The organism is Cupriavidus sp. 22TCCZM01-5 (assembly GCF_057798915.1).
This window is the reverse complement of record NZ_JBYOJR010000002.1, coordinates 170269-188966: the sequence shown is the minus strand read 5'-3', so window position 1 is coordinate 188966 and position 18698 is coordinate 170269. Positions and strand designations below refer to the sequence as shown.

The 18698-nt window shown below is 65.1% G+C and carries 16 protein-coding genes and 1 pseudogene; 8 read left to right on the top strand and 9 right to left on the bottom strand.

Features of this window, described 5'->3' with window-relative positions; all coding sequences use genetic code 11:
* Positions 1-15: 15 nt before the first annotated feature.
* From rimP to truB, 5 genes are all read left to right on the top strand, one after another.
* Entirely contained in the window at positions 16-504 is a 489-nt protein-coding gene (gene rimP / locus AC3FNH_RS02975) for a ribosome maturation factor RimP (RefSeq protein WP_276100148.1), read from the top strand.
* Entirely contained in the window at positions 501-1976 is a 1476-nt protein-coding gene (nusA, locus tag AC3FNH_RS02970; protein WP_488719027.1) for a transcription termination factor NusA, read from the top strand. The genes rimP and nusA overlap by 4 nt, the downstream gene beginning before the upstream one ends.
* Positions 1977-2066: 90 nt before the next feature.
* A complete protein-coding gene (gene infB, locus AC3FNH_RS02965) occupies positions 2067-4952 on the top strand; it encodes a translation initiation factor IF-2 (RefSeq protein ID WP_488719026.1) in 2886 nt (961 codons plus the stop codon).
* Between the two features lie 59 nt (positions 4953-5011).
* Positions 5012-5380 (top strand): 30S ribosome-binding factor RbfA, encoded by a 369-nt coding sequence (gene rbfA, locus AC3FNH_RS02960; RefSeq protein ID WP_488719025.1) that lies wholly within the window; start codon positions 5012-5014, stop codon positions 5378-5380.
* A gap of 67 nt (positions 5381-5447) precedes the next feature.
* Positions 5448-6395 (top strand): tRNA pseudouridine(55) synthase TruB, encoded by a 948-nt coding sequence (gene truB, locus AC3FNH_RS02955; RefSeq protein ID WP_488719024.1) that lies wholly within the window; start codon positions 5448-5450, stop codon positions 6393-6395.
* Between the two features lie 16 nt (positions 6396-6411).
* Here the strand turns inward: truB and AC3FNH_RS02950 are convergent, their stop codons facing one another.
* From AC3FNH_RS02950 to AC3FNH_RS02935, 4 genes are read right to left on the bottom strand one after another with little or no spacing between them, the layout of a single operon-like run.
* Positions 6412-6735 (bottom strand): hypothetical protein, encoded by a 324-nt coding sequence (locus tag AC3FNH_RS02950; protein ID WP_488719023.1) that lies wholly within the window; start codon positions 6733-6735, stop codon positions 6412-6414.
* On the bottom strand, positions 6692-7615 hold the full coding sequence (locus AC3FNH_RS02945) for a DUF1177 domain-containing protein (RefSeq protein WP_488719022.1): 924 nt from the start codon (positions 7613-7615) through the stop codon (positions 6692-6694). Before AC3FNH_RS02945 ends, AC3FNH_RS02950 begins: the two co-directional genes overlap by 44 nt.
* A gap of 26 nt (positions 7616-7641) precedes the next feature.
* A complete protein-coding gene (gene pepE / locus AC3FNH_RS02940; RefSeq protein ID WP_488719021.1) occupies positions 7642-8343 on the bottom strand; it encodes a dipeptidase PepE in 702 nt (233 codons plus the stop codon).
* 18 nt (positions 8344-8361) lie between these two features.
* Positions 8362-9150, bottom strand: a complete 789-nt coding sequence (locus AC3FNH_RS02935) for an IclR family transcriptional regulator (RefSeq protein ID WP_488719020.1) — start codon at positions 9148-9150, stop codon at positions 8362-8364.
* Between the two features lie 173 nt (positions 9151-9323).
* Between AC3FNH_RS02935 and AC3FNH_RS02930 the strand changes: the two genes are divergently transcribed.
* Positions 9324-9518 (top strand): DUF3606 domain-containing protein, encoded by a 195-nt coding sequence (locus tag AC3FNH_RS02930; RefSeq protein WP_276100158.1) that lies wholly within the window; start codon positions 9324-9326, stop codon positions 9516-9518.
* 125 nt (positions 9519-9643) lie between these two features.
* On the opposite strand, the gene AC3FNH_RS02925 is transcribed toward AC3FNH_RS02930, so the two are convergent.
* From AC3FNH_RS02925 to AC3FNH_RS02910, 4 genes are all read right to left on the bottom strand, one after another.
* Positions 9644-11245, bottom strand: coding sequence for a DHA2 family efflux MFS transporter permease subunit (locus AC3FNH_RS02925; RefSeq protein ID WP_488719019.1), 1602 nt, complete (start codon positions 11243-11245; stop codon positions 9644-9646).
* 2 nt (positions 11246-11247) lie between these two features.
* Entirely contained in the window at positions 11248-12537 is a 1290-nt protein-coding gene (locus tag AC3FNH_RS02920; RefSeq protein ID WP_488719018.1) for an EmrA/EmrK family multidrug efflux transporter periplasmic adaptor subunit, read from the bottom strand.
* A 43-nt stretch (positions 12538-12580) separates the two neighbouring features.
* Positions 12581-14128 carry an efflux transporter outer membrane subunit gene (locus AC3FNH_RS02915; protein ID WP_488719017.1) on the bottom strand — a complete coding sequence of 516 codons (1548 nt, stop codon included), beginning with the start codon at positions 14126-14128 and terminating at the stop codon, positions 12581-12583.
* A 91-nt stretch (positions 14129-14219) separates the two neighbouring features.
* Positions 14220-14696: a MarR family winged helix-turn-helix transcriptional regulator gene (locus AC3FNH_RS02910; RefSeq protein WP_488719087.1), complete on the bottom strand. Its 477-nt coding sequence runs from the start codon at positions 14694-14696 to the stop codon at positions 14220-14222.
* A gap of 190 nt (positions 14697-14886) precedes the next feature.
* On the opposite strand from AC3FNH_RS02910, the gene typA reads away from it, so the two are divergent.
* Positions 14887-16707, top strand: coding sequence for a translational GTPase TypA (typA, locus tag AC3FNH_RS02905; protein WP_276100162.1), 1821 nt, complete (start codon positions 14887-14889; stop codon positions 16705-16707).
* 92 nt (positions 16708-16799) lie between these two features.
* On the opposite strand, the pseudogene AC3FNH_RS02900 reads toward typA, so the two are convergent.
* A pseudogene (locus tag AC3FNH_RS02900) lies at positions 16800-16910 on the bottom strand (sterol desaturase family protein); the annotation flags it as partial.
* A gap of 205 nt (positions 16911-17115) precedes the next feature.
* On the opposite strand from AC3FNH_RS02900, the gene AC3FNH_RS02895 reads away from it, so the two are divergent.
* Entirely contained in the window at positions 17116-18681 is a 1566-nt protein-coding gene (locus AC3FNH_RS02895; RefSeq protein WP_488719016.1) for a methyl-accepting chemotaxis protein, read from the top strand.
* Positions 18682-18698: the final 17 nt, after the last annotated feature.

The window sequence follows — 18698 nt, the reverse complement described above, 5'->3', positions numbered from 1 at the left end:
TTACTTGGGAATACAGTGCATCTGGCAGATTTGATCGAAACCACCCTTAACGGCATGGGATATGAGCTGGTTGAGCTCGAACGTGCTCCGGCCGGACTGTTGCGTGTCTATATCGATCAGCCTGAAACCGGCATCGTCATCGAAGATTGCGAGAAGGTGAGCCGGCAGTTGACACACGTGTTGACTGTCGAGAACGTTGATTACGAACGGCTCGAAGTCTCCTCGCCGGGGTTGGACCGGCCGCTGAAGAAACTGGCTGACTATGTCCGCTTTGCCGGGGCAGAAGCGCGCGTGACGCTGCGCCTGCCCGTCAATGGACAGAAGAACTTCACGGGCATTCTGCGCGAGCCGACTGGCGATGCTGGCGCCGAGAAGGTCGGGCTGGAGTTCGAGGGCAAGGACGGTCCGGCGCTGCTGGAATTCACTGTATCTGATGTCGACAAGGCGCGCCTGGTGCCGGTGATCGACTTCAAAGGAAATCAAAGAAAAGGGAACAAGCAATGAGCCGCGAAGTTCTGTTGCTCGTCGATGCGCTTGCGCGTGAAAAGAACGTCGACAAGGATGTGGTATTCGGCGCGCTGGAGGCTGCACTGGCCTCGGCGACCAAGAAGCGTTTCGAGGAAGACGTGGATATCCGTGTCGCGATCGATCGCGAATCGGGCGAGCATGAGACATTCCGCCGCTGGCTTGTCGTTCCTGACGAACAGGGCCTGCAGGAGCCGGACAAGCAGATCCTGCTGTTCGAAGCACGCGATGAGAACCCGAACATCGAGCTGGACGACTATGTCGAGCAGCAGATCGAGTCGGTCGAATTCGGCCGTATCGGCGCGCAGGCGGCGAAGCAGGTGATCCTGCAGCGCATCCGCGATGCCGAGCGCGAGCAGATCCTGAACGACTACCTCGAGCGTGGCGAGAAGATCATGACCGGCACGGTTAAGCGCGCCGACAAGAAGGGCCTGATCGTCGAATCCGGCCGCGTAGAAGCCCTGCTGGCGCGCGACCAGATCATCCCGAAGGAAAACCTGCGCACTGGCGACCGTGTTCGTGCGTATATCCTGAACGTGGATCGTGCGGCACGTGGTCCGCAGATCGAACTGTCGCGCACCGCGCCCGAGTTCCTGATCAAGCTGTTCGAGAACGAAGTGCCCGAGATGGAACAGGGCCTGCTCGAGATCAAGGCCGCAGCCCGCGATCCGGGTGTGCGTGCCAAGATCGCCGTGGTGGCGCACGACAAGCGTATCGACCCGATCGGTACCTGCGTGGGCGTGCGCGGCACGCGCGTGACCGCCGTTCGCAACGAGATCGGCGGCGAAGCCGTGGACATCGTGCTGTGGTCGGAAGATCCGGCGCAGTTCGTGATCGGCGCGCTGGCGCCGGCGCAGGTGCAGTCGATCGTCGTGGACGAGGAAAAGCACAGCATGGACGTGGTCGTGGACGAGGAGAACCTCGCCGTGGCCATCGGTCGAAGCGGTCAGAATGTGCGCCTGGCGTCGGAGCTGACCAGCTGGCAGATCAACATCATGACCCAGGAAGAGTCGGCGGCGAAGCAAGCCGAGGAAAGCGATGCCGTGCGCAAGCTGTTCATGGCCAAGCTGGACGTCGACGAAGAAGTGGCGGATATCCTGATCGACGAGGGATTCTCCACGCTGGAAGAAGTGGCCTACGTGCCCATCAGTGAAATGATGGAAATCGAGGCATTTGATGAAGACACCGTCAACGAGCTGCGCAACCGCGCACGTGATGCGCTCCTGACGATGGAACTGGCCCGGGAAGAAAAGGTGGAAGAGGTGTCGCAAGACCTGCGCTCGCTCGACGGCCTCAACCCGGAACTGATCGGCAAACTGGCCGAAGGCGATATCCATACGCGTGACGACCTGGCAGAACTGGCCGTCGACGAGCTGGTCGAGATGACGGGCGTCAGCGAGGAAGAAGCCAAGGCGCTGATCATGAAGGCACGGGAACATTGGTTCAACTGAGGGACACGTCCGGGTTTTGATGACATTCCCGGACGCGCTTTCCGCACACGATTTGTCCCGACGTAGAAACCAAGCATTGAAAGGGTTTGAATGGCAAGCACAACAGTTGCCCAACTGGCCGCAGAACTTAGTCGCAGCGCAGCTGCCCTGCTGGAACAATTGCAGGCGGCTGGGGTGGGCAAAGCGACGCCAGAAGATATGGTCACGGAATCGGATAAGACCAGGTTGCTGGATTATCTGAAGCGTTCGCACGGCCAGGCTGATGACAGTGCGCGCAAGAAGATCACGCTGACCAAGCGCGAGACTTCCGAAATCCGTCAGGCCGACTCCACCGGCAAGACGCGCACCGTCCAGGTCGAGGTGCGCAAGAAGCGCGTGCTGATCAAGCGCGACGAAGCGACTTCCGACCATCAGGCCGATACGGAGCCGCAATCCGCGGTGGTCGACGCTGCCGAGCAGGCGCGCCGTGAGGAAGAAGAACGCCAGCAGGCCGAACTGCTGGCACGCCAGGAAGCCGAAGCGAAGGCGCGCCGCGAGGCCGCCGAGCGCGAAGAAGCCGAGCGCCGTGCCAAGCAGGAGGCTCTGGAGGCCGAACAGCGCCGCCAGGCCGAGTTGCTTGCCAAGAAGGCCGAAGAGGAAGCTGCTGCTGCGCGCGCCGTGAACGAGGCCGCTGAAGAGGCTTCGCGCAAGAAGGCCGAGGACGAGCAGGCACGTGTTGCCGGCGAGCGCGCGGTAGCGCAAAAGGCTGCCGACGATGCCAAGGCAGCTGCCGACAAGGCCCGTGCCGAGCAGGACGCCGCACGCAAGCGCCGCGAAGCCGCCGAAGCCGAGGCCCGCGCCATCCAGCAGATGCTGAATGCGCCGGCGCGCGTGCTCAAGGCGCCGTCGGAGCGCAAGGCCGAGGAAAAGAAGGCCGAGCAAACCGGTACGCTGCACAAGCCGGTCAAGCCGGCAGGTGCCACGGCCGAAGCCAAGAAGGACGACAAGAAGCCAGCCACCACTGCCGCACCCAGCACGACGGCCGACAAAAAGACCGGCAAGCCTGGTGCTCCAGGGTGGAAGGACGAAGGCGTGCGCGGCAAGAAGGGCGGCCTGAAGACGCGCGGCGATTCGTCGGGTGGCGTGGGCGGCTGGCGCGGTGGTCCGCGTGGCCGCGGTGGTCGTCATCAGCGTGACGACGAAGGTCGCAGCAACTTCCAGGCGCCGACCGAACCCGTGGTGCGCGAAGTTCACGTGCCGGAAACCGTCTCGGTGGCGGATCTCGCCCACAAGATGGCCGTGAAGGCATCCGAGGTCATCAAGCAGATGATGAAGCTCGGCCAGATGGTGACGATCAACCAGGTGCTGGACCAGGAAACCGCCATGATCGTGGTGGAAGAAATGGGCCACAAGGCGTTCGCCGCCAAGCTGGACGATCCGGAAGCGCTGCTGGTGGTGGACGGCGAAGAACACACGGACGCCGAGCAACTGCCGCGTCCTCCGGTGGTGACCGTCATGGGTCACGTCGACCACGGCAAGACCTCGCTGCTGGACTACATCCGCCGCACCAAGGTTGCCGCGGGCGAAGCTGGCGGCATTACGCAGCACATCGGTGCCTACCATGTGGAAACCGACCGCGGCGTGATTACGTTCCTGGATACCCCGGGTCACGAGGCCTTCACAGCCATGCGTGCCCGCGGTGCCAAGGCCACCGATATCGTGATCCTGGTGGTCGCGGCCGACGACGGCGTGATGCCGCAGACCAAGGAAGCCATCGCGCATGCCAAGGCTGCCGGGGTGCCGATCGTCGTGGCGATCAACAAGATGGACAAGCCGGATGCCAATCCCGACCGTGTCAAGCAGGAGTTGGTGGCCGAGCAGGTGTTGCCGGAAGAGTATGGCGGTGATTCGCCGTTCGTGCCGGTGTCGGCCAAGACCGGTGCTGGCATCGACGACCTGCTGGAGCAGGTGTCGCTGCAGGCCGAAGTCCTGGAGCTGAAGGCACCGATCGACGCGCCGGCCAAGGGTCTGGTGGTGGAAGCCCAGCTCGACAAGGGCAAGGGCCCGATCGCGACGATCCTGGTCAGCAGCGGCACGCTCAAGCGTGGCGATGTGGTGCTGGCCGGTAGTGCTTATGGCCGCGTGCGTGCCATGCTGGACGAGAATGGCAAGCCGACCAAGGAAGCCGGCCCGTCGATCCCGGTGGAAATCCAGGGGTTGTCGGAAGTCCCGGCTGCCGGTGAAGAAGTGCTGGTGCTGCCGGACGAGCGCAAGGCGCGCGAAATCGCGCTGTTCCGCCAAGGCAAGTTCCGCGACGTGAAGCTGGCCAAGCAGCAGGCGGCCAAGCTGGAAACGATGCTGGAGCAGATGAGCGAAGGCGACGTCCAGACGCTGCCGTTGATCGTGAAGGCCGACGTGCAGGGTTCGCAGGAAGCGCTGGTGCAGTCGCTGCTCAAGCTGTCGACCGACGAAGTGCGCGTGCAGATGGTGCATGCCGGCGTGGGTGGCATCTCGGAATCGGACGTCAACCTGGCGACCGCTTCGAAGGCTGTCATCATCGGCTTCAACGTGCGTGCCGACGCCGGCGCGCGCAAGCTGGCCGAGAACCATGGCATCGACATCCGTTACTACAACATCATTTACGATGCGGTAGACGAGATCAAGGCGGCCATGTCGGGCATGCTGGCACCGGAAAAGCGCGAGACCACGATCGGTCAGGTCGAGGTGCGCCAGGTGTTCCGCGTGCCGAAGGTCGGCGCGGTGGCAGGCTGTATGGTCACCGACGGTCTGGTCAAGCGGACCTCGCTGGTGCGCGTGCTGCGCAACAACGTGGTCATCCACAGCGGCGAACTCGACTCGCTCAAGCGTTTCAAGGACGACGTCAAGGAAGTCAAGCAAGGCTTCGAGTGCGGTTTGTCGATCAAGAACTTCAACGATGTTCAGGAAGGCGACCAGCTCGAAGTGTACGAAATCACCGAGGTGGCGCGTACGCTGTAAGGCGGCGCAGCGGCGGCGGGCTTCGGCCCGCCGCTGTCGTCTCGACAAGACAGTATTGAATGGCCAAGAAAGGCAGTATTTCCTCCCGTAACCTGCGCCTCTCCGACCAGATCCAGAAGGACCTGGCCGAGATGATCCAGCGCGAGCTGCGCGATCCGCGCCTCGGACTGATCACGCTGCAGTCCGTGACGCTCACGCCGGACTATGCGCATGCCAAGGTCCACTTCACGGTGCTCGGCGCCGATGCCGCTGTAGCGGCAGCGATCCTGAACGAGAAGGCGGGCTACCTGCACTCGTTGCTGTATAAGCGCCTGCACATCCATACCGTCCCGACGCTGCGCTTCTATCACGACACATCGGTCGAGCATGCGATCGAGATGTCCAAGCTGATCAACGAAGCGAACGCCACGCGTTCCAAGGACGACTGATTCCGGCTGCGCCGGAAAAGCTCAGTCGCCGGGGCGGGCAACACGCCCGCCGCCCCGCATTGTTCCCATGACCGATTCCGCGAACCACCGTCCGCCCCGGCTGCCGCGCCGCGAGGTGCACGGCGTGCTGCTGCTCGACAAGCCGCTCGGGCTGTCTTCCAACGATGCCCTGGTGCGCGCCAAGCGCCTGCTGCGGGCGCTGAAGGCCGGCCACACCGGCACGCTAGACCCGCTCGCCACCGGCCTGCTGCCGCTTTGCTTCGGCGAGGCAACCAAGTTCTCGCAGGACCTGCTGGAGGCTGACAAGACCTATGAGGCGGTCGTCCGGCTTGGGCAGAAGACGACGACGGGCGACGCGGAAGGCGAGGTGCTGGAGGAGCGGCCGGTTGCCTGCGATCGTGCCGGGCTCGATGCGGCGATCGCGCGCTTCATTGGCGAGATCGACCAGATCCCCCCAATGCATTCGGCGCTGAAGAAGGACGGACGTCCGCTGTACGAATACGCGCGTGCCGGACAGACCGTGGAGCGCCCGGCCCGGCGCATCACGATTCATGCGATCGACTTACTCGACTGTGCGTTGCCGCAGGTGCCGTCTTTCACGATGCGCGTGAAGTGCAGCAAGGGCACGTACATTCGCACGCTCGCCGAAGACATCGGCGAGGCGCTGGGCTGCGGCGCGCACCTGGCCGGTCTGCGTCGCATCGCCGTCGGAGACCTGACGCTGGAGGGGGCCGTGACGCTGGAGCAGATCGATGCCCAGCCGGACGAGGCGCGTCCGGCCATGCTCGCGCCGGTGGATGCGCTGCTGCAGCGGTGCCCGCCGGTCACGCTTGATGCCGAGGCGAGTTCACGGTTTCTCCAAGGCCAGCGCATTGCCCAGCGGGACCTGCCGGCAGGCAGTGTGCCGCAGGAGGGCACGCTGGCCCGCGTCTACGGCGGCGAGCCGTCGCGCCTGCTGGGTGTCGCGCGCATGCGCGAAGGCGCCTTGCGGCCGGAGCGGCTGGTGCGCCTCTGAGCGCCTTGCCGCAACCTTATTCCAGAGTGATCCCGGCCGACTTGATGACGTCGGCCCACATCTTGCGGTCCTGCACGAGGAAGCTCGAGAGGTGTTCGGGTGAATCGCCGACAGGCTCCGAACCGAACTCGGCCATCTTCTTCCTGACCTCCGGATTGGCCAGCGCCTTTACCAGGGCCTGGTTATAGCGGGCCACAATCGGCTTGGGCAGATCCATTGGACCGAAGATCCCTTGGGCCTCATCCACTTTGCCACGCTTTTCATCGTCACGCGCGGCAGTCTGGCGGCCGAAGGGTTCATGATGCGTGCCCCACGGTCTGCAGATGGTCCAGCGAGCCATAGCGCCGCTGCAGTTCGGCCCACTCGGCCGCGTCGAAGAAGGCGCATTGTCCGGTGCCAAACTGCTTGGCCACTTCGATGCAAAAGCGGGTGGCAACGTCGATGTCGAAGGCATTGGTCACGCCAGTGGCGCAGCCCGGCACCGTAGTCTGCGCTGTCAGCGCCAGGCCGATCACCGGCGCGGTGGTGGCAACGGCCGGCTGCATGATGGAGTTGACGTGCCACAGGCCGTTCTCGTACGGCGTGATGTCCTGCGTGGTGAGCGGCAGCACCAGCGGCAGTTCGCCGCTGACCCAGCTCATCAGGTCCAGCATCCGCTCGGGCAGCCGCAGCAGCCAGCCTTGCTTCGCGACCGGCGTCAGCGCAACACCACGCCGGTTGACGAGGCGGTTGCCGCGCGTGGTGTCGACGGAAAGGATCGCCGCCATCTGCGGATGCACCTCGTGCGACATCATCGTGCGCATCGCGAATGGCGACTTCATCATCGGCACCGGCTGGTGCGGCCGCGTGGCCGCATGCGGGCAGATGTGGGTGTGGATGCGCACCGGTCCGGGCAGGACATCGCCGCCGGCCGCCATGTCGGCCAGCTTCAGCGCGCAGGCCACGGCGACGATGGCGCCATCGGCATCCGATACCAGTCCGGTCACGGCCGGGCGCGCGCCCACGCCGCCTAGCCGGCCGACCACGCCAAGCGCGGGCAGGTTGGGGTCGAGACCTGGCAAGGTGCACGCCAGGAAGTCGGTGTACAGGCCATTTTCCTCCACCCGTGTCACCGTGACGTCGGCGACGCCGCGCGCACGCAGCAGCGCGGCCACGCGCTCGCCGTCGATGTTGGCTGCCGACAGCAGTTCGATCGATTCAATCACCTGCTTGATGGACATTCGGGATTCCGTTTCCGTGAGGGGTTTCAGAGCGGCAGCGACAACGGGCCGGGGTGCACGTCCTGGAGCCGGGTGCCGAGGAACCAGCGGGATGTATGCGGTCCGCCCAGATCCATGTGCGCGCCGCGCACACGAATCCAGTTTCCTTCCGGCAGGCCCAGCACGGGCACTTCAGGATGCAGCGCGGTGAATTCGGCCAGCCGCTGGTCGCGCGTTTCGCCGCGAAAGCCTGGCAGCACCACGTTGAAGTAGTGCGGGTTGATCTGGAATGGCACCAGTCCGAGCGCATCGAGGCTGCCGGGGTTGGCGATCGGCATGTCGTTGGTCGTGCAGATCGTGGGGCAGGCAAGGTTGGCGCCGGCGCTCCAGCCGACATAGCGTGCGCCGCCTGAACGGACCTTTGCCGCGATGGGCGCGAGCAGGCCGCGCTCGCGCAGGCATTGCAGCAGCCGGAAAGTATTGCCGCCGCCGACCACGATCAGCTGCGCCGTGTCGATGGCCTGGCGTGCCGCGTCGGCATCTGCGGCGTGATGCAGCGAACGCGAGTCGATGCCCAGCGGCGACAAGGCGTCGGCGACCAAGGTCTCGTAAGTGTCCCAGTCGCGCACGCCGGCGAATGGCACGAAGCATGCGGTCTTGCTGCCCGACGCCAGTTCGCTGATGGCATCGCGCGCGTGCGCGAGGTAGCCGGCGTCGCTGCTGGAATTGCTGAGTAGGAGGAGGTCCATGAATATCGCCGGAATCGGTTATCTCGTGATGGTGTCGCTGGCGGCCTGCCAGAGCGGATCGCCGATGCGCTGCCCGACCGGCGCGACCGCGCGCACGAGCGCGTCGCGCAGCGCCGCGGCCTGCGCCTGGCTGACCTGCATGGCGGTGAAAGACAGGCACAGGCCGCGCACATCGCCGGAAGCCGGATCGGCCAGCGTGGTCGCGACGGCGCCGATGCCCGGCATGCCTTCGTTGATGGCAACGGCACTGCGCTCGCGGCGGGCGTTCGCCACCCGCTCCTGCAGTTCGGCGATCGTGGCGGGGCAACCGGCAGGCGCCTGCGGCAGGCTGGTGTCGCCCGCCGTGCCATAGCGCATGCGGAACTCGGCTTCCGTCAGCCGGGACAGCAGCACGCGGCCCATTGCGGTGGTGAAAGCCGGGCGGCGCGCGCCGGGCGGTGACAGCACCTGCACCGGGTTGTTCCCGTTCAGCCGCTGCAGGACGACGGTGTCCGCGCCGTCGAGCATCGACAGGTAGGCCGTGAATCCCGTGGAGTCGGATAGCGCGGCCAGGATCTCGCGGCACTGTTCGTCGAACGGATGCGCCTGCGTGGCCGCCTGGGCCGCGCGGATCAGCAGCACGCCGGGTCGATAGCGCCGCGTGGCGGGCTGCAGCTCGAGCAAACGGTAGCGGACCATCTGCGCAAGCAGGCGCGAGGCCGAACTCTTGGCCAGGCCGAGTTCGTCCATCACGTCGTTGAAGCTGACTTCGTGACGGCCTTCGCCAAACATGCCAAGCACGCTTTCCACGCCTTCCAGAATGCTCACCGCGGGACTCCTGACTCCGATGGTTCCGTTTTATGGAACCAAGGTTCCGCAAAACGGTTCGAAAAATGGTAGACCGATTGGCGTGCGAATTCAAGCGGACAAGTTGCCGGCGACGGCCGTCCCTCGCCTACAATGCAAGAGCCGTGTGAAGGCCAGCGGTAACAGGAGGTAGCATGAGCGAGCAGATCAGCCAGTTCCGGCCCCTGGATCCGGGCCGAGTCAACCTGATGGACCCGATCGAGGTGCAGTACTGGTGCCGTGAGTTGGGGTGTACCGAGAGCGCCCTGGAGGAGGCCGTAGATGCGGCGGGCGAGCATATTGCCGCAGTACGGGCCCGGCTCGAGGCCGGGCAGGCGGGGGCAAGCTAATAGCGATGAGGGGGATCGGCCCAGGAATGGGTCGGGCCCAAAGGAAAAAAGCCACGCGCTCCGGATCGACCCGGGGCGCGTGGCTTTTTCCTGGCGGGATGTTTGCTCGCTGGCGGCAGTTCGCGTCAATGTGCCCCGGCTGCCGCGTCGGCGCCCGCGCCTCCCCGGGCCGGCCGGGTGAGCCACACAAAGCCGATCAGCACGAAGAACAGGACGCCCGAAATCCAGAAGATGTCATTGGCGCCGAGCATCGCCGCCTGCTGGCTGATGTTCCGTTCCATCAGGCCTACCGCCTGAGCCTGGCTCATGCCCATCTGCATCAGGTGATTGAGCTGGTCCGAGTAGACCGGGTTGTAGGGGCTGATCTTCTCCACCAGTTGGGCGTGGTGCAGGGCGGTGCGGTTTTCCCACACGGTGGTGGAGATGGATGCGCCGATACCACCAAACGTGATCCGCACGAAGTTCGACAGGCCCGATGCGGCCGGGATCTTCTCCGGCGGCTGGCCGGACAGGATGATCGACGTAAGCGGGATGAAGAACATCGCCATTGCCGCGCCCTGGATCAGCGTGGGGATCATCAGCGTGCGGGTGTCGACCTGCGTGGTGAAGCCCGAGCGCATCAGGCTCACGATACCGAACGTGACGAAGGCGGCCGTGGCGACCCAGCGGGCATCCATCCTGGGCAGGTTCCGCCCGATCACCGGTGACAGCAGGATCGCGAAGATGCCCACGGGCGCCATCACGATGCCGGCATCCGTGGCTGTGTAGCCGACGATGGTCTGCAGCCACAGCGGCAGGATCACCAGGTTGCCGAAGAACAGTCCGTATGCCACGGAGATCGCTACCACGCCGGAGCTGAAGTTCCGGCCCTTGAACAGAGTGATATCGACGATCGGATGCTTCTCGTAGCTCTCCCACACCAGGAAGAACAGGAAGCCGAGCACGGCCACCAGCGTGAGCACGACGATCTCGGTCGAGTGGAACCAGTCGAGCTCCTTGCCCTTGTCGAGCATGAGCTGCATCGAGCCCACCCAGATCACCAGCAACGCCAGTCCGATGCGGTCGATCGGCAACACCTTGGTCGGGGTTTCGCGGTCCTTGTAGATCGTCCACGTGGCGTATGCGGTGAGCAGGCCTACCGGCACGTTGATATAGAAGATCCACGGCCATGTCATGTTGTCCGAGATCCAGCCGCCGAGCAGCGGGCCCATGATGGGCGCCACCAGCGTGGTCATGCCCCACAGCGCCAGCGCCATGGTGCTCTTCTGCGGCGGGTAGCTCGACAGCAGCAGGGACTGCGACAGCGGAATCATCGGCCCGGCCACTGCGCCCTGGAGGATACGCGCAGCCAGCAGCGTTTCGAGGTTGGGCGCCACGCCGCACAGCCAGGACGACAGCACGAACAGCAGGATCGACGTGATGAACAGGCGCACCGCGCCGAAGCGCATGGTGAGCCAGCCGGTCAGCGGTACCGAAATGGCGTTGGCCACCGCGAACGAGGTGATGACCCACGTGCCCTGGTTCGGTGCCACGCCGAGGTCGCCGGAAATGGCTGGAATCGACACGTTGGCGATCGACGAGTCCAGCACGTTCATGAACGTGGCCAGCGACAGCGCGATGGTCCCGATCACCAGCTTGCCGCCACTCAGTGGCTGCAGATGCGTCGGGCGCGCCGGTGGCTTTGGCGCGGCGCCGGCGCGTTCACCCACGGTGATTGCGTCCGCCATGGTCAGCCGCGGTTCGAAGGCCGCGCCACGGCGGCGCTGGCCGCCGCGTCATCGGCTGGAACATTGATGACCGGTGCGCCCTTGGCCGGTACTGCATCGGCCGGGGCCGCGCGGCCGCCGTTGTTCACGGCGATGATGCGCGCGATCAACTGGTCGGCGTCCTGCGCGACCTTGTCATAGACGTCGGTCTGCATCGGCTTGGCCGCAGTGGTGCTGACCATGGCGGCGCCTTCTTCCTTGCGCACATCGACCGTCACGTTCATCGACAGGCCGACGCGCAGCGGGTGGTCCTTGAGCTGCTGGGGGTCGAGCGCGATGCGTACCGGCAGGCGCTGCACCACCTTGATCCAGTTGCCGGTGGCGTTCTGCGCCGGCAGCAGCGAGAACGCGGAACCGGTACCGGCCGAGAAGCCCTCGACCTTGCCGGTGTACTTGACCTTCGAACCATAGACGTCCGCTTCCAGCGTGACCGGCTGGCCGATGCGCATATGCGTGATCTGCACTTCCTTGAAGTTGGCGTCGACCCAGACCTGGTCCAGCGGCACGACGGCCATCAGCGGCGCACCGGCGGCCACGCGCTGGCCGACCTGCACCGAACGCTTGGCCACGTAGCCGGTCACTGGCGCCGGCATGGTCGAGCGCGCGAACGACAGGTAGGCCGATCGCAGGTTGGCTGCCGCGCGTTGCACGCTCGGGTGCTTATCAACGGTGGTCTGGTCGGTCAGCACCTTGTTCGACGCGAGTTGCTCGCGTGCGGCGAGCAGGGCAGACTGCGCGCCCTGGAGGGCGGTCTGGGCGTGCGCGATTTCTTCGCTCGACACCGCGCCTGAACCCGCGATGGCCTGGCGGCGGCGCAGGTCATCGCGCGCCTTGGCGACGTCGGCCTCGCGCAGCGCCACATTGGCCGCGAGCGAGCCGTTGTTGACGTAGAGCGTGCGCACTTCGCGCACCGCCTGGGCCAGCTGGGCCTCGGCCTGTTCGAGCGCCACCTGCGTATCCGCGCGGTCAAGCTGGATCAGCGGCTGGCCCGCCGTGACGAGCTGTGTGTCATCCGCGGCGATCGAGACCACCGTGCCGCCCACGAGCGGCGTCACTTGTACGACGTTGCCCGCAACGTAGGCGTCGTCGGTGCTCTCGAAGTGGCGCGCATAGAGGCCCCAATAAGCGCCATAGCCGACGCCCGCCACGACGATGGCCGCGGTCAGCGAAAGCAGCAGGCGCTTGCGCTTGCCATTGTTGTTGATGGATGCCGCCGGGGTGTGGGACGTGCCGGCTTGCTGGTTGTCGCTCATTTTGTTCTCTCTTGAATCTGGTCTGCAATGACAGGCGCGCGGATCAGCCGCGCGCGCCGGCCTGGCTGGTGGTCTGGTTCGCTGCTGCCGCGGCGGGGGCGTGGCCTGCGCCGCCTTCCTGCGGCTCTTCGTAGCCGCCGCCGAGGGCCTTCATCAGCGCCATCTGCAGGTCCAGCCGGCGGGCCTGCAGATCGGTCGCCAGGCGGCGTTGCTGCAGCACGTTGCTCTCGGCGTTCAGCACCGTCAGCTGCGTGCCGAGGCCGGCCTTGTAGCGCATCGTGGCGAGCGAGTAGGCGTGTTCAGCCAGGTCCAGCGCTTCGCGCTGCGTCTTGATCTGGTTGTCCACGCTGCGGATGCTCGTCATGGTGTCGGCGGTTTCCTTGAGCGCATCGACCAGGGCCTGGTTGTAACTTGCCACGGCAATGTCATAGCGAGCGTACTTGCCCTTCAGATTGGCGCGCAGCTTGCCCCCCTCGAAGATAGGAAGATGCAGCGCCGGGCCGATTCCCATGGTGCGGCTGATGCCCATGAACAGGTCTTCCGGCCTGAGCGAGGCCAGGCCGGCAAAGCCGGTCAGCGTGATATTCGGCAGGAACTCCGCCTTGGCGACCTTGATTTCCTTGCTGCTGGCTTCCACGCGCCAGCGCGCGGCGGCCAGGTCAGGGCGGCGGCCGAGCAGGCCGATGGCGAGGTCGTCGGGCAGCCTGGGTGTGTCATGTGCGAGCAGGACCGGCTTCTGGATCGCCAGGCCGCGGTCCGGGCCCTTGCCCAGCAGTGCGGCGATCTGGTTGCGCGACAGCGCGATATCTTCGTCGATGCGCTGCAGGTCGGTGCGCGCTGCGGCCACCGTGCCGCGCGCCTGGGTGGTTTCGACCTGGGTGTCGAGGCCGGCGGCCAGTCGCTGCTGCGACAGCGTGGTCAGGTCCTGGCGCTGGGCGATGGCGCGCTCGGCCACGTCCCGCTGCGCGTAAAGCGCGGCCAGGCGGGCATAGGCGCGCGCGACGGAGGTGGTCAAGATCAGTCGCGAGGCCTGGCTTTCGGCCTCAATGGCGCGGTCGTCGGACAGGGCGGCTTCGAGCGCCGAGCGGTTCTTGCCCCAGAAGTCGAATTCATACGACAGGTTGGCCTGCAGGTGCGACTGGTTCCACCAGCGGCCGGCCAGCGGCGTGCCGGCGAAGAGGTCGGTCTCGGAAAAGATCTCGCGCGTGATGTCGGCGCCAAAACCGATAGTCGGGTAGAGCGCGCTGCGGGTCACGTCAGCCATGGCGCGCGACGCTTCCACGCGCGCGAAGGCGACCTGCAGGTTCGGGCTGTCCTTGACCGCTTCATCGACGAGCGCGCGCAGCTGCGGGTCCTGGAACTGGTCGATCCAGTCCATGCCGGGCCATTGGCCATGTTCGGCCGGCAGCGTCTGGCCGGTGGCCATGGCGCTGGCTTCCGTCATGGTCTGGGTGCTGTGCGAGTCGCCGAAGGCGGCGCAGCCGGCGAGCACGGCTGCGGCCACGACCGTCAAGGCCAGTGTGCCGGCGCGTTGGCCCAGGGCGCGCATGCGTGACGGGCTGTAGGAAGGGTTTGAGAGCGCTTGGTTCATTGTTGATGCACTGGCGACAGGGGCCGTGCTGGAAATCTTGGTCGGTATCGGGATCGATACGGGCGGTGTAGGCGGAAAGCGCGCAGGTTCGCTAGCCGGAGTTGTTGCAGATGACACGACGCAGCATGCCGCGCAGCGTTTCGATCTCTTCCGCGGAGAAACCGCGGAAATGCCTGGCCATGACCCTGCAGAAAACGGCGGGCAATTGCGCGGCGAGTGCGTGGCCTGCTGGCGTGAGCGAAAGGTCGAGCACGCGGCGATCATCGTCGCGGCGGGTGCGCTCGATCAGCCCGCGCTTTTCCATGCGGCTGAGCAGCCGCGTGATGGAACCCATGTCGGTATTCAGTTCGCGGCCCAGGTCCGTGACCGTGCTGGCACGCCCGGAGGAAAGCATGACCAGGCAGCTCGCCTGCGCATGCGTGATGTCCAGCGTGCTCACTTCCTGCTCGATGCCGTGGGCGAGCGTGTTTTTGGCACGAGAGATCAGATAGCCCACGCTCTCGCCCATGACGTATCGCTCGGGGTCGAACAGGTCGGTGGAAGAAGTGGTGGACGGAGCCGGTGACATCATTTGCCTCTGCAATCTTTGCTATGGCAAATATATGTGTGCGTTTAACTATCGGCAAGGATGGAAATTCGTCATTTCCTTTTTGGAAATAATAAAGGCATGGTGCGGGCTGGATTGGAGCAAGGCATGTCGCGTTGCAACATGCTATAATTTTGGGTTACCTCAGATTTCCGCACAGCGAGACGCTGCAATGACCCGCGCCATCCGTAATATCGCCATCATCGCCCACGTTGATCATGGCAAGACCACCCTGGTCGATCAGCTCCTGCGCCAGGCAGGCACCTTCCGCGACAACCAGCAGGTTGCCGAGCGGGTGATGGACTCGAACGACCTGGAAAAGGAACGCGGGATCACGATTCTCGCGAAGAACTGTGCCGTTGAGTACAACGGTACCCACATCAACATCGTTGATACCCCGGGGCACGCCGACTTCGGTGGCGAAGTCGAGCGCGTGCTGTCGATGGTTGACGGCGTGCTGCTGCTGGTGGACGCCGTCGAAGGCCCGATGCCGCAGACCCGCTTCGTGACCCGCAAGGCACTGGCGCTGGGCCTGAAGCCGATCGTGGTGATCAACAAGATCGACCGTCCGGGCGCGCGCCCTGACTGGGTGATCAACCAGACCTTCGACCTGTTCGACAAGCTGGGCGCCACCGATGAACAGCTGGACTTCCCGGTCATCTACGCATCTGGCCTGAATGGCTATGCCGGCCTGACCGAAGACGTGCGCGACGGCGACATGAAGCCGCTGTTCGAGACCGTGCTGGACAAGGTGCCGGTGCGTGACGACGATCGCGACGGTCCCCTGCAGTTGCAGATCATCTCCCTGGACTACTCCAGCTACGTCGGCAAGATCGGCGTGGGCCGCATTTCGCGCGGCCGCGCCAAGCCGCTGCAGGACGTCGTGGTCAAGTTCGGTCCCGAAGGCAATCCGATCAAGGGCCGCATCAACCAGGTGCTGAAGTTCCAGGGCCTGGAGCGCGAGATCGTGCCCGAGGCCGAAGCCGGCGACATCGTGCTGATCAACGGTATCGAGGAACTGGGCATTGGCTGCACCGTGTGCGCGCCGGACGCCCAGGACGCGCTGCCGATGCTGAAGGTCGACGAGCCGACGCTGACCATGAACTTCTGCGTCAACACGTCGCCGCTGGCCGGCCGTGAAGGCAAGTTCGTGACCAGCCGCCAGCTGCGCGAGCGCCTGGACCGCGAGCTGAAGTCCAACGTTGCGCTGCGCGTGGCCGATACCGGTGACGACACCGTCTTCGAAGTGTCCGGCCGCGGCGAACTGCACCTGACCATCCTGCTGGAAAACATGCGCCGCGAAGGCTACGAGCTGGCCGTGTCGCGTCCGCGCGTGGTGTTCAAGGAAATCGACGGCGTCAAGAACGAGCCGTACGAACTGCTGACCGTGGACGTCGAAGACAGCCACCAGGGCGGCGTGATGGAAGAGCTGGGCCGCCGCAAGGGTGAGCTGCTCGACATGGCGTCGGACGGCAAGGGCCGTACCCGCCTCGAGTACCGCATCCCGGCCCGCGGCCTGATCGGCTTCCAGGGCGAGTTCCTGACGCTGACGCGCGGCACTGGCCTGATCAGCCATATCTTCGACGACTACGCGCCGGTGCGCGAAGGCGGCCTGGGCGAGCGCCACAACGGCGTGCTGATCTCGCAGGACGACGGCGATGCCGTGGCTTATGCGCTGTGGAAGCTGCAGGACCGCGGCCGCATGTTCGTGAAGCCGGGCGATGCGCTGTATGAAGGCATGATCATCGGCATCCACAGCCGCGACAACGACCTGGTGGTCAACCCGATCAAGGGCAAGCAGCTGACCAACGTGCGTGCTTCGGGTACCGATGAAGCCGTGCGCCTGGTGCCGCCGATCCAGATGTCGCTCGAGTATGCGGTGGAATTCATTGCCGACGACGAACTGGTCGAACTCACGCCCAAGAGCATCCGCCTGCGCAAGCGCCACCTGAAGGAGCACGAGCGCAAGCGTGCTTCACGCGAAGGCGCATAAGCGCTTGTCGTACCAAAGAAACCGCGCCTTGGGGGCGCGGTTTTTTTTTTGTCGGCCTTTATCGGTTGCGGGCGTGTCCTGCAGCAACAGCAGAGTGCGAATGACCACGCCGTCTCGGGCACCGCCCGCAGCCCGTGCTGGTAGCTCCAGGTGTACACGGTGCGCACCAGCAGCCAGAGAAAGAAGGTATCCGATGCCTGATGCGAGCGATTCGGTGTGCATGCGGCCAGTGTGCACGGGCCGCGCTAAATTGCCAGGAGGGATTCCTCCAGGTCTCGGGACCACGTTGCCGGACGACGACAAAATAGTCAGTTCTGTGTGTCGCCGCGTGAGGGTCAAGGAACGGGTTGCCGCGCCGTAGACCAGCAGGGCGGCCCGCTGGGCCGTCCCTTTACCCCGGGAGAGCCCATGTTTCGCAACACTACTATCGGAGCCAGGTTGTGGTTCCTGATTGTCGTCACCAATATCCTTCTGCTGATTGTCGGTGCGGTCGGCATGATCGGCATGGCGCGCAGCAATGACGCCACGCGCGAGATCTACGAGCATCAGCTGACCGCCGCGATGCATCTGGCCGAAGCACGCTCCAACCAACTGCTGGTGCGTGTGCTGCTGGACCAGGCGACCCTTGCCAAGGATCCTGCCGATGCGCGAGCGCGCGCCGAGACCGCACAGGGCTTTGCCAGGAATTCGCAGAGCGCGTGGAAGGCGTACCTGGCTTTGCAGCGTGCACCGGCGGAAGCGATGCTGGCGCAGGACGTGTCGGCCAAGCGCGATGCGCTGTTTTCGCAGGGCATCGCACCGATGGTCGCGGCACTGAACGCGGGCGATCGCGAGGCGATGATGACGGCGGTGCTCGAAACGATCCCGAAGCTCGACATTGCCTTTACCGCTGCCAGTGGCGAACTCAATCGTGCGCAGTTAGCCAGTGCGCGTCAGGTCTATGAAGCGTCGCAGCAGCGCTACGGCACGCTTCTGGCCTGGTCGGTCGTGGTGCTGGTGGCGGGGTTGGCGTTCAGTACTGCCGTCGCATGGCGATTGCGCCAGTCCATCGTCAGGCCGCTGGACTTTGCCATGGCTCGCTTTGAGCGGATGGCTGGTGGCGACCTTAGCGCGAAGGGGAGTGATGACGCCGTGATGGCAGACGAGCGGGCACGCAGCGAAACCAGCCGGATGCTGGGCATGCTGGGTCGTATGCAGTCGAGCCTTGTCGCCATGGTGGGCCAGGTGAGCGGCGGTGCGGATTCGATTGCCGCGGCCAGCCGGCAGATCGCCAGCGGCAATGCGGACCTGTCGCAGCGCACCGAGCAGCAGGCCGCGTCGCTGGAGGAAACCGCGTCGAGCATGGAAGAACTGACCGGCACGGTTCGCCAGAACGCCGACAGCGCGCGCGAGGCGGCTACCCTGGCCAAGGACGCCACCATACTTGCCGAGCGAGGTAGCGAAGCGGTGGCGCGCGTCGTGCATACGATGCAGTCCATCGATGCGAGTTCGGGCAGGATCGTCGACATCATCGACGTGATCGAGAAGATCGCCTTCCAGACCAATATCCTTGCCCTGAATGCCGCGGTGGAGGCCGCGCGCGCGGGAGAACACGGCCGCGGCTTCGCGGTGGTGGCGGGCGACGTGCGAGACCTCGCGCAGCGCTGCGCGGGAGCATCCAAGGAAATCCGCGGGCTGATCGGTGCATCGGTGGCCAATGTGCGCGAGGGTGCCGGCATGGTGGACGACGCGGGACGCGCCATGCAGGACATTGTCGATGCCGTGCGGCGGGTCGGTGCGATCGTCCGCGACATCAGCGCGGCGTCGGACGAACAGTCCAATGGCATCGAGCAGGTGAACCTGGCCGTGTCCCACATGGATGGGATGACACAGCAGAACGCAGCGCTGGTGGAACAGGCCGCCGCCGCTGCGGCATCGCTGCAGGACCAGGCGCAACGACTGATGACGCTGGTGTCGACGTTCAGGCTTTCATGATGCCGTGAGGGCACGCA

Coding starts and splice junctions, on each gene's coding strand:
- nusA (WP_488719027.1), top strand. CDS start 501: ATGAGCCGCGAAGTTCTGTTGCTCGTCGATGCGCTTGCGCGTGAAAAG.
- infB (WP_488719026.1), top strand. CDS start 2,067: ATGGCAAGCACAACAGTTGCCCAACTGGCCGCAGAACTTAGTCGCAGC.
- rbfA (WP_488719025.1), top strand. CDS start 5,012: ATGGCCAAGAAAGGCAGTATTTCCTCCCGTAACCTGCGCCTCTCCGAC.
- truB (WP_488719024.1), top strand. CDS start 5,448: ATGACCGATTCCGCGAACCACCGTCCGCCCCGGCTGCCGCGCCGCGAG.
- AC3FNH_RS02950 (WP_488719023.1), bottom strand. CDS start 6,735: ATGGCTCGCTGGACCATCTGCAGACCGTGGGGCACGCATCATGAACCC.
- AC3FNH_RS02945 (WP_488719022.1), bottom strand. CDS start 7,615: ATGTCCATCAAGCAGGTGATTGAATCGATCGAACTGCTGTCGGCAGCC.
- pepE (WP_488719021.1), bottom strand. CDS start 8,343: ATGGACCTCCTCCTACTCAGCAATTCCAGCAGCGACGCCGGCTACCTC.
- AC3FNH_RS02930 (WP_276100158.1), top strand. CDS start 9,324: ATGAGCGAGCAGATCAGCCAGTTCCGGCCCCTGGATCCGGGCCGAGTC.
- AC3FNH_RS02925 (WP_488719019.1), bottom strand. CDS start 11,245: ATGGCGGACGCAATCACCGTGGGTGAACGCGCCGGCGCCGCGCCAAAG.
- AC3FNH_RS02920 (WP_488719018.1), bottom strand. CDS start 12,537: ATGAGCGACAACCAGCAAGCCGGCACGTCCCACACCCCGGCGGCATCC.
- AC3FNH_RS02915 (WP_488719017.1), bottom strand. CDS start 14,128: ATGAACCAAGCGCTCTCAAACCCTTCCTACAGCCCGTCACGCATGCGC.
- AC3FNH_RS02910 (WP_488719087.1), bottom strand. CDS start 14,696: ATGTCACCGGCTCCGTCCACCACTTCTTCCACCGACCTGTTCGACCCC.
- typA (WP_276100162.1), top strand. CDS start 14,887: ATGACCCGCGCCATCCGTAATATCGCCATCATCGCCCACGTTGATCAT.
- AC3FNH_RS02895 (WP_488719016.1), top strand. CDS start 17,116: ATGTTTCGCAACACTACTATCGGAGCCAGGTTGTGGTTCCTGATTGTC.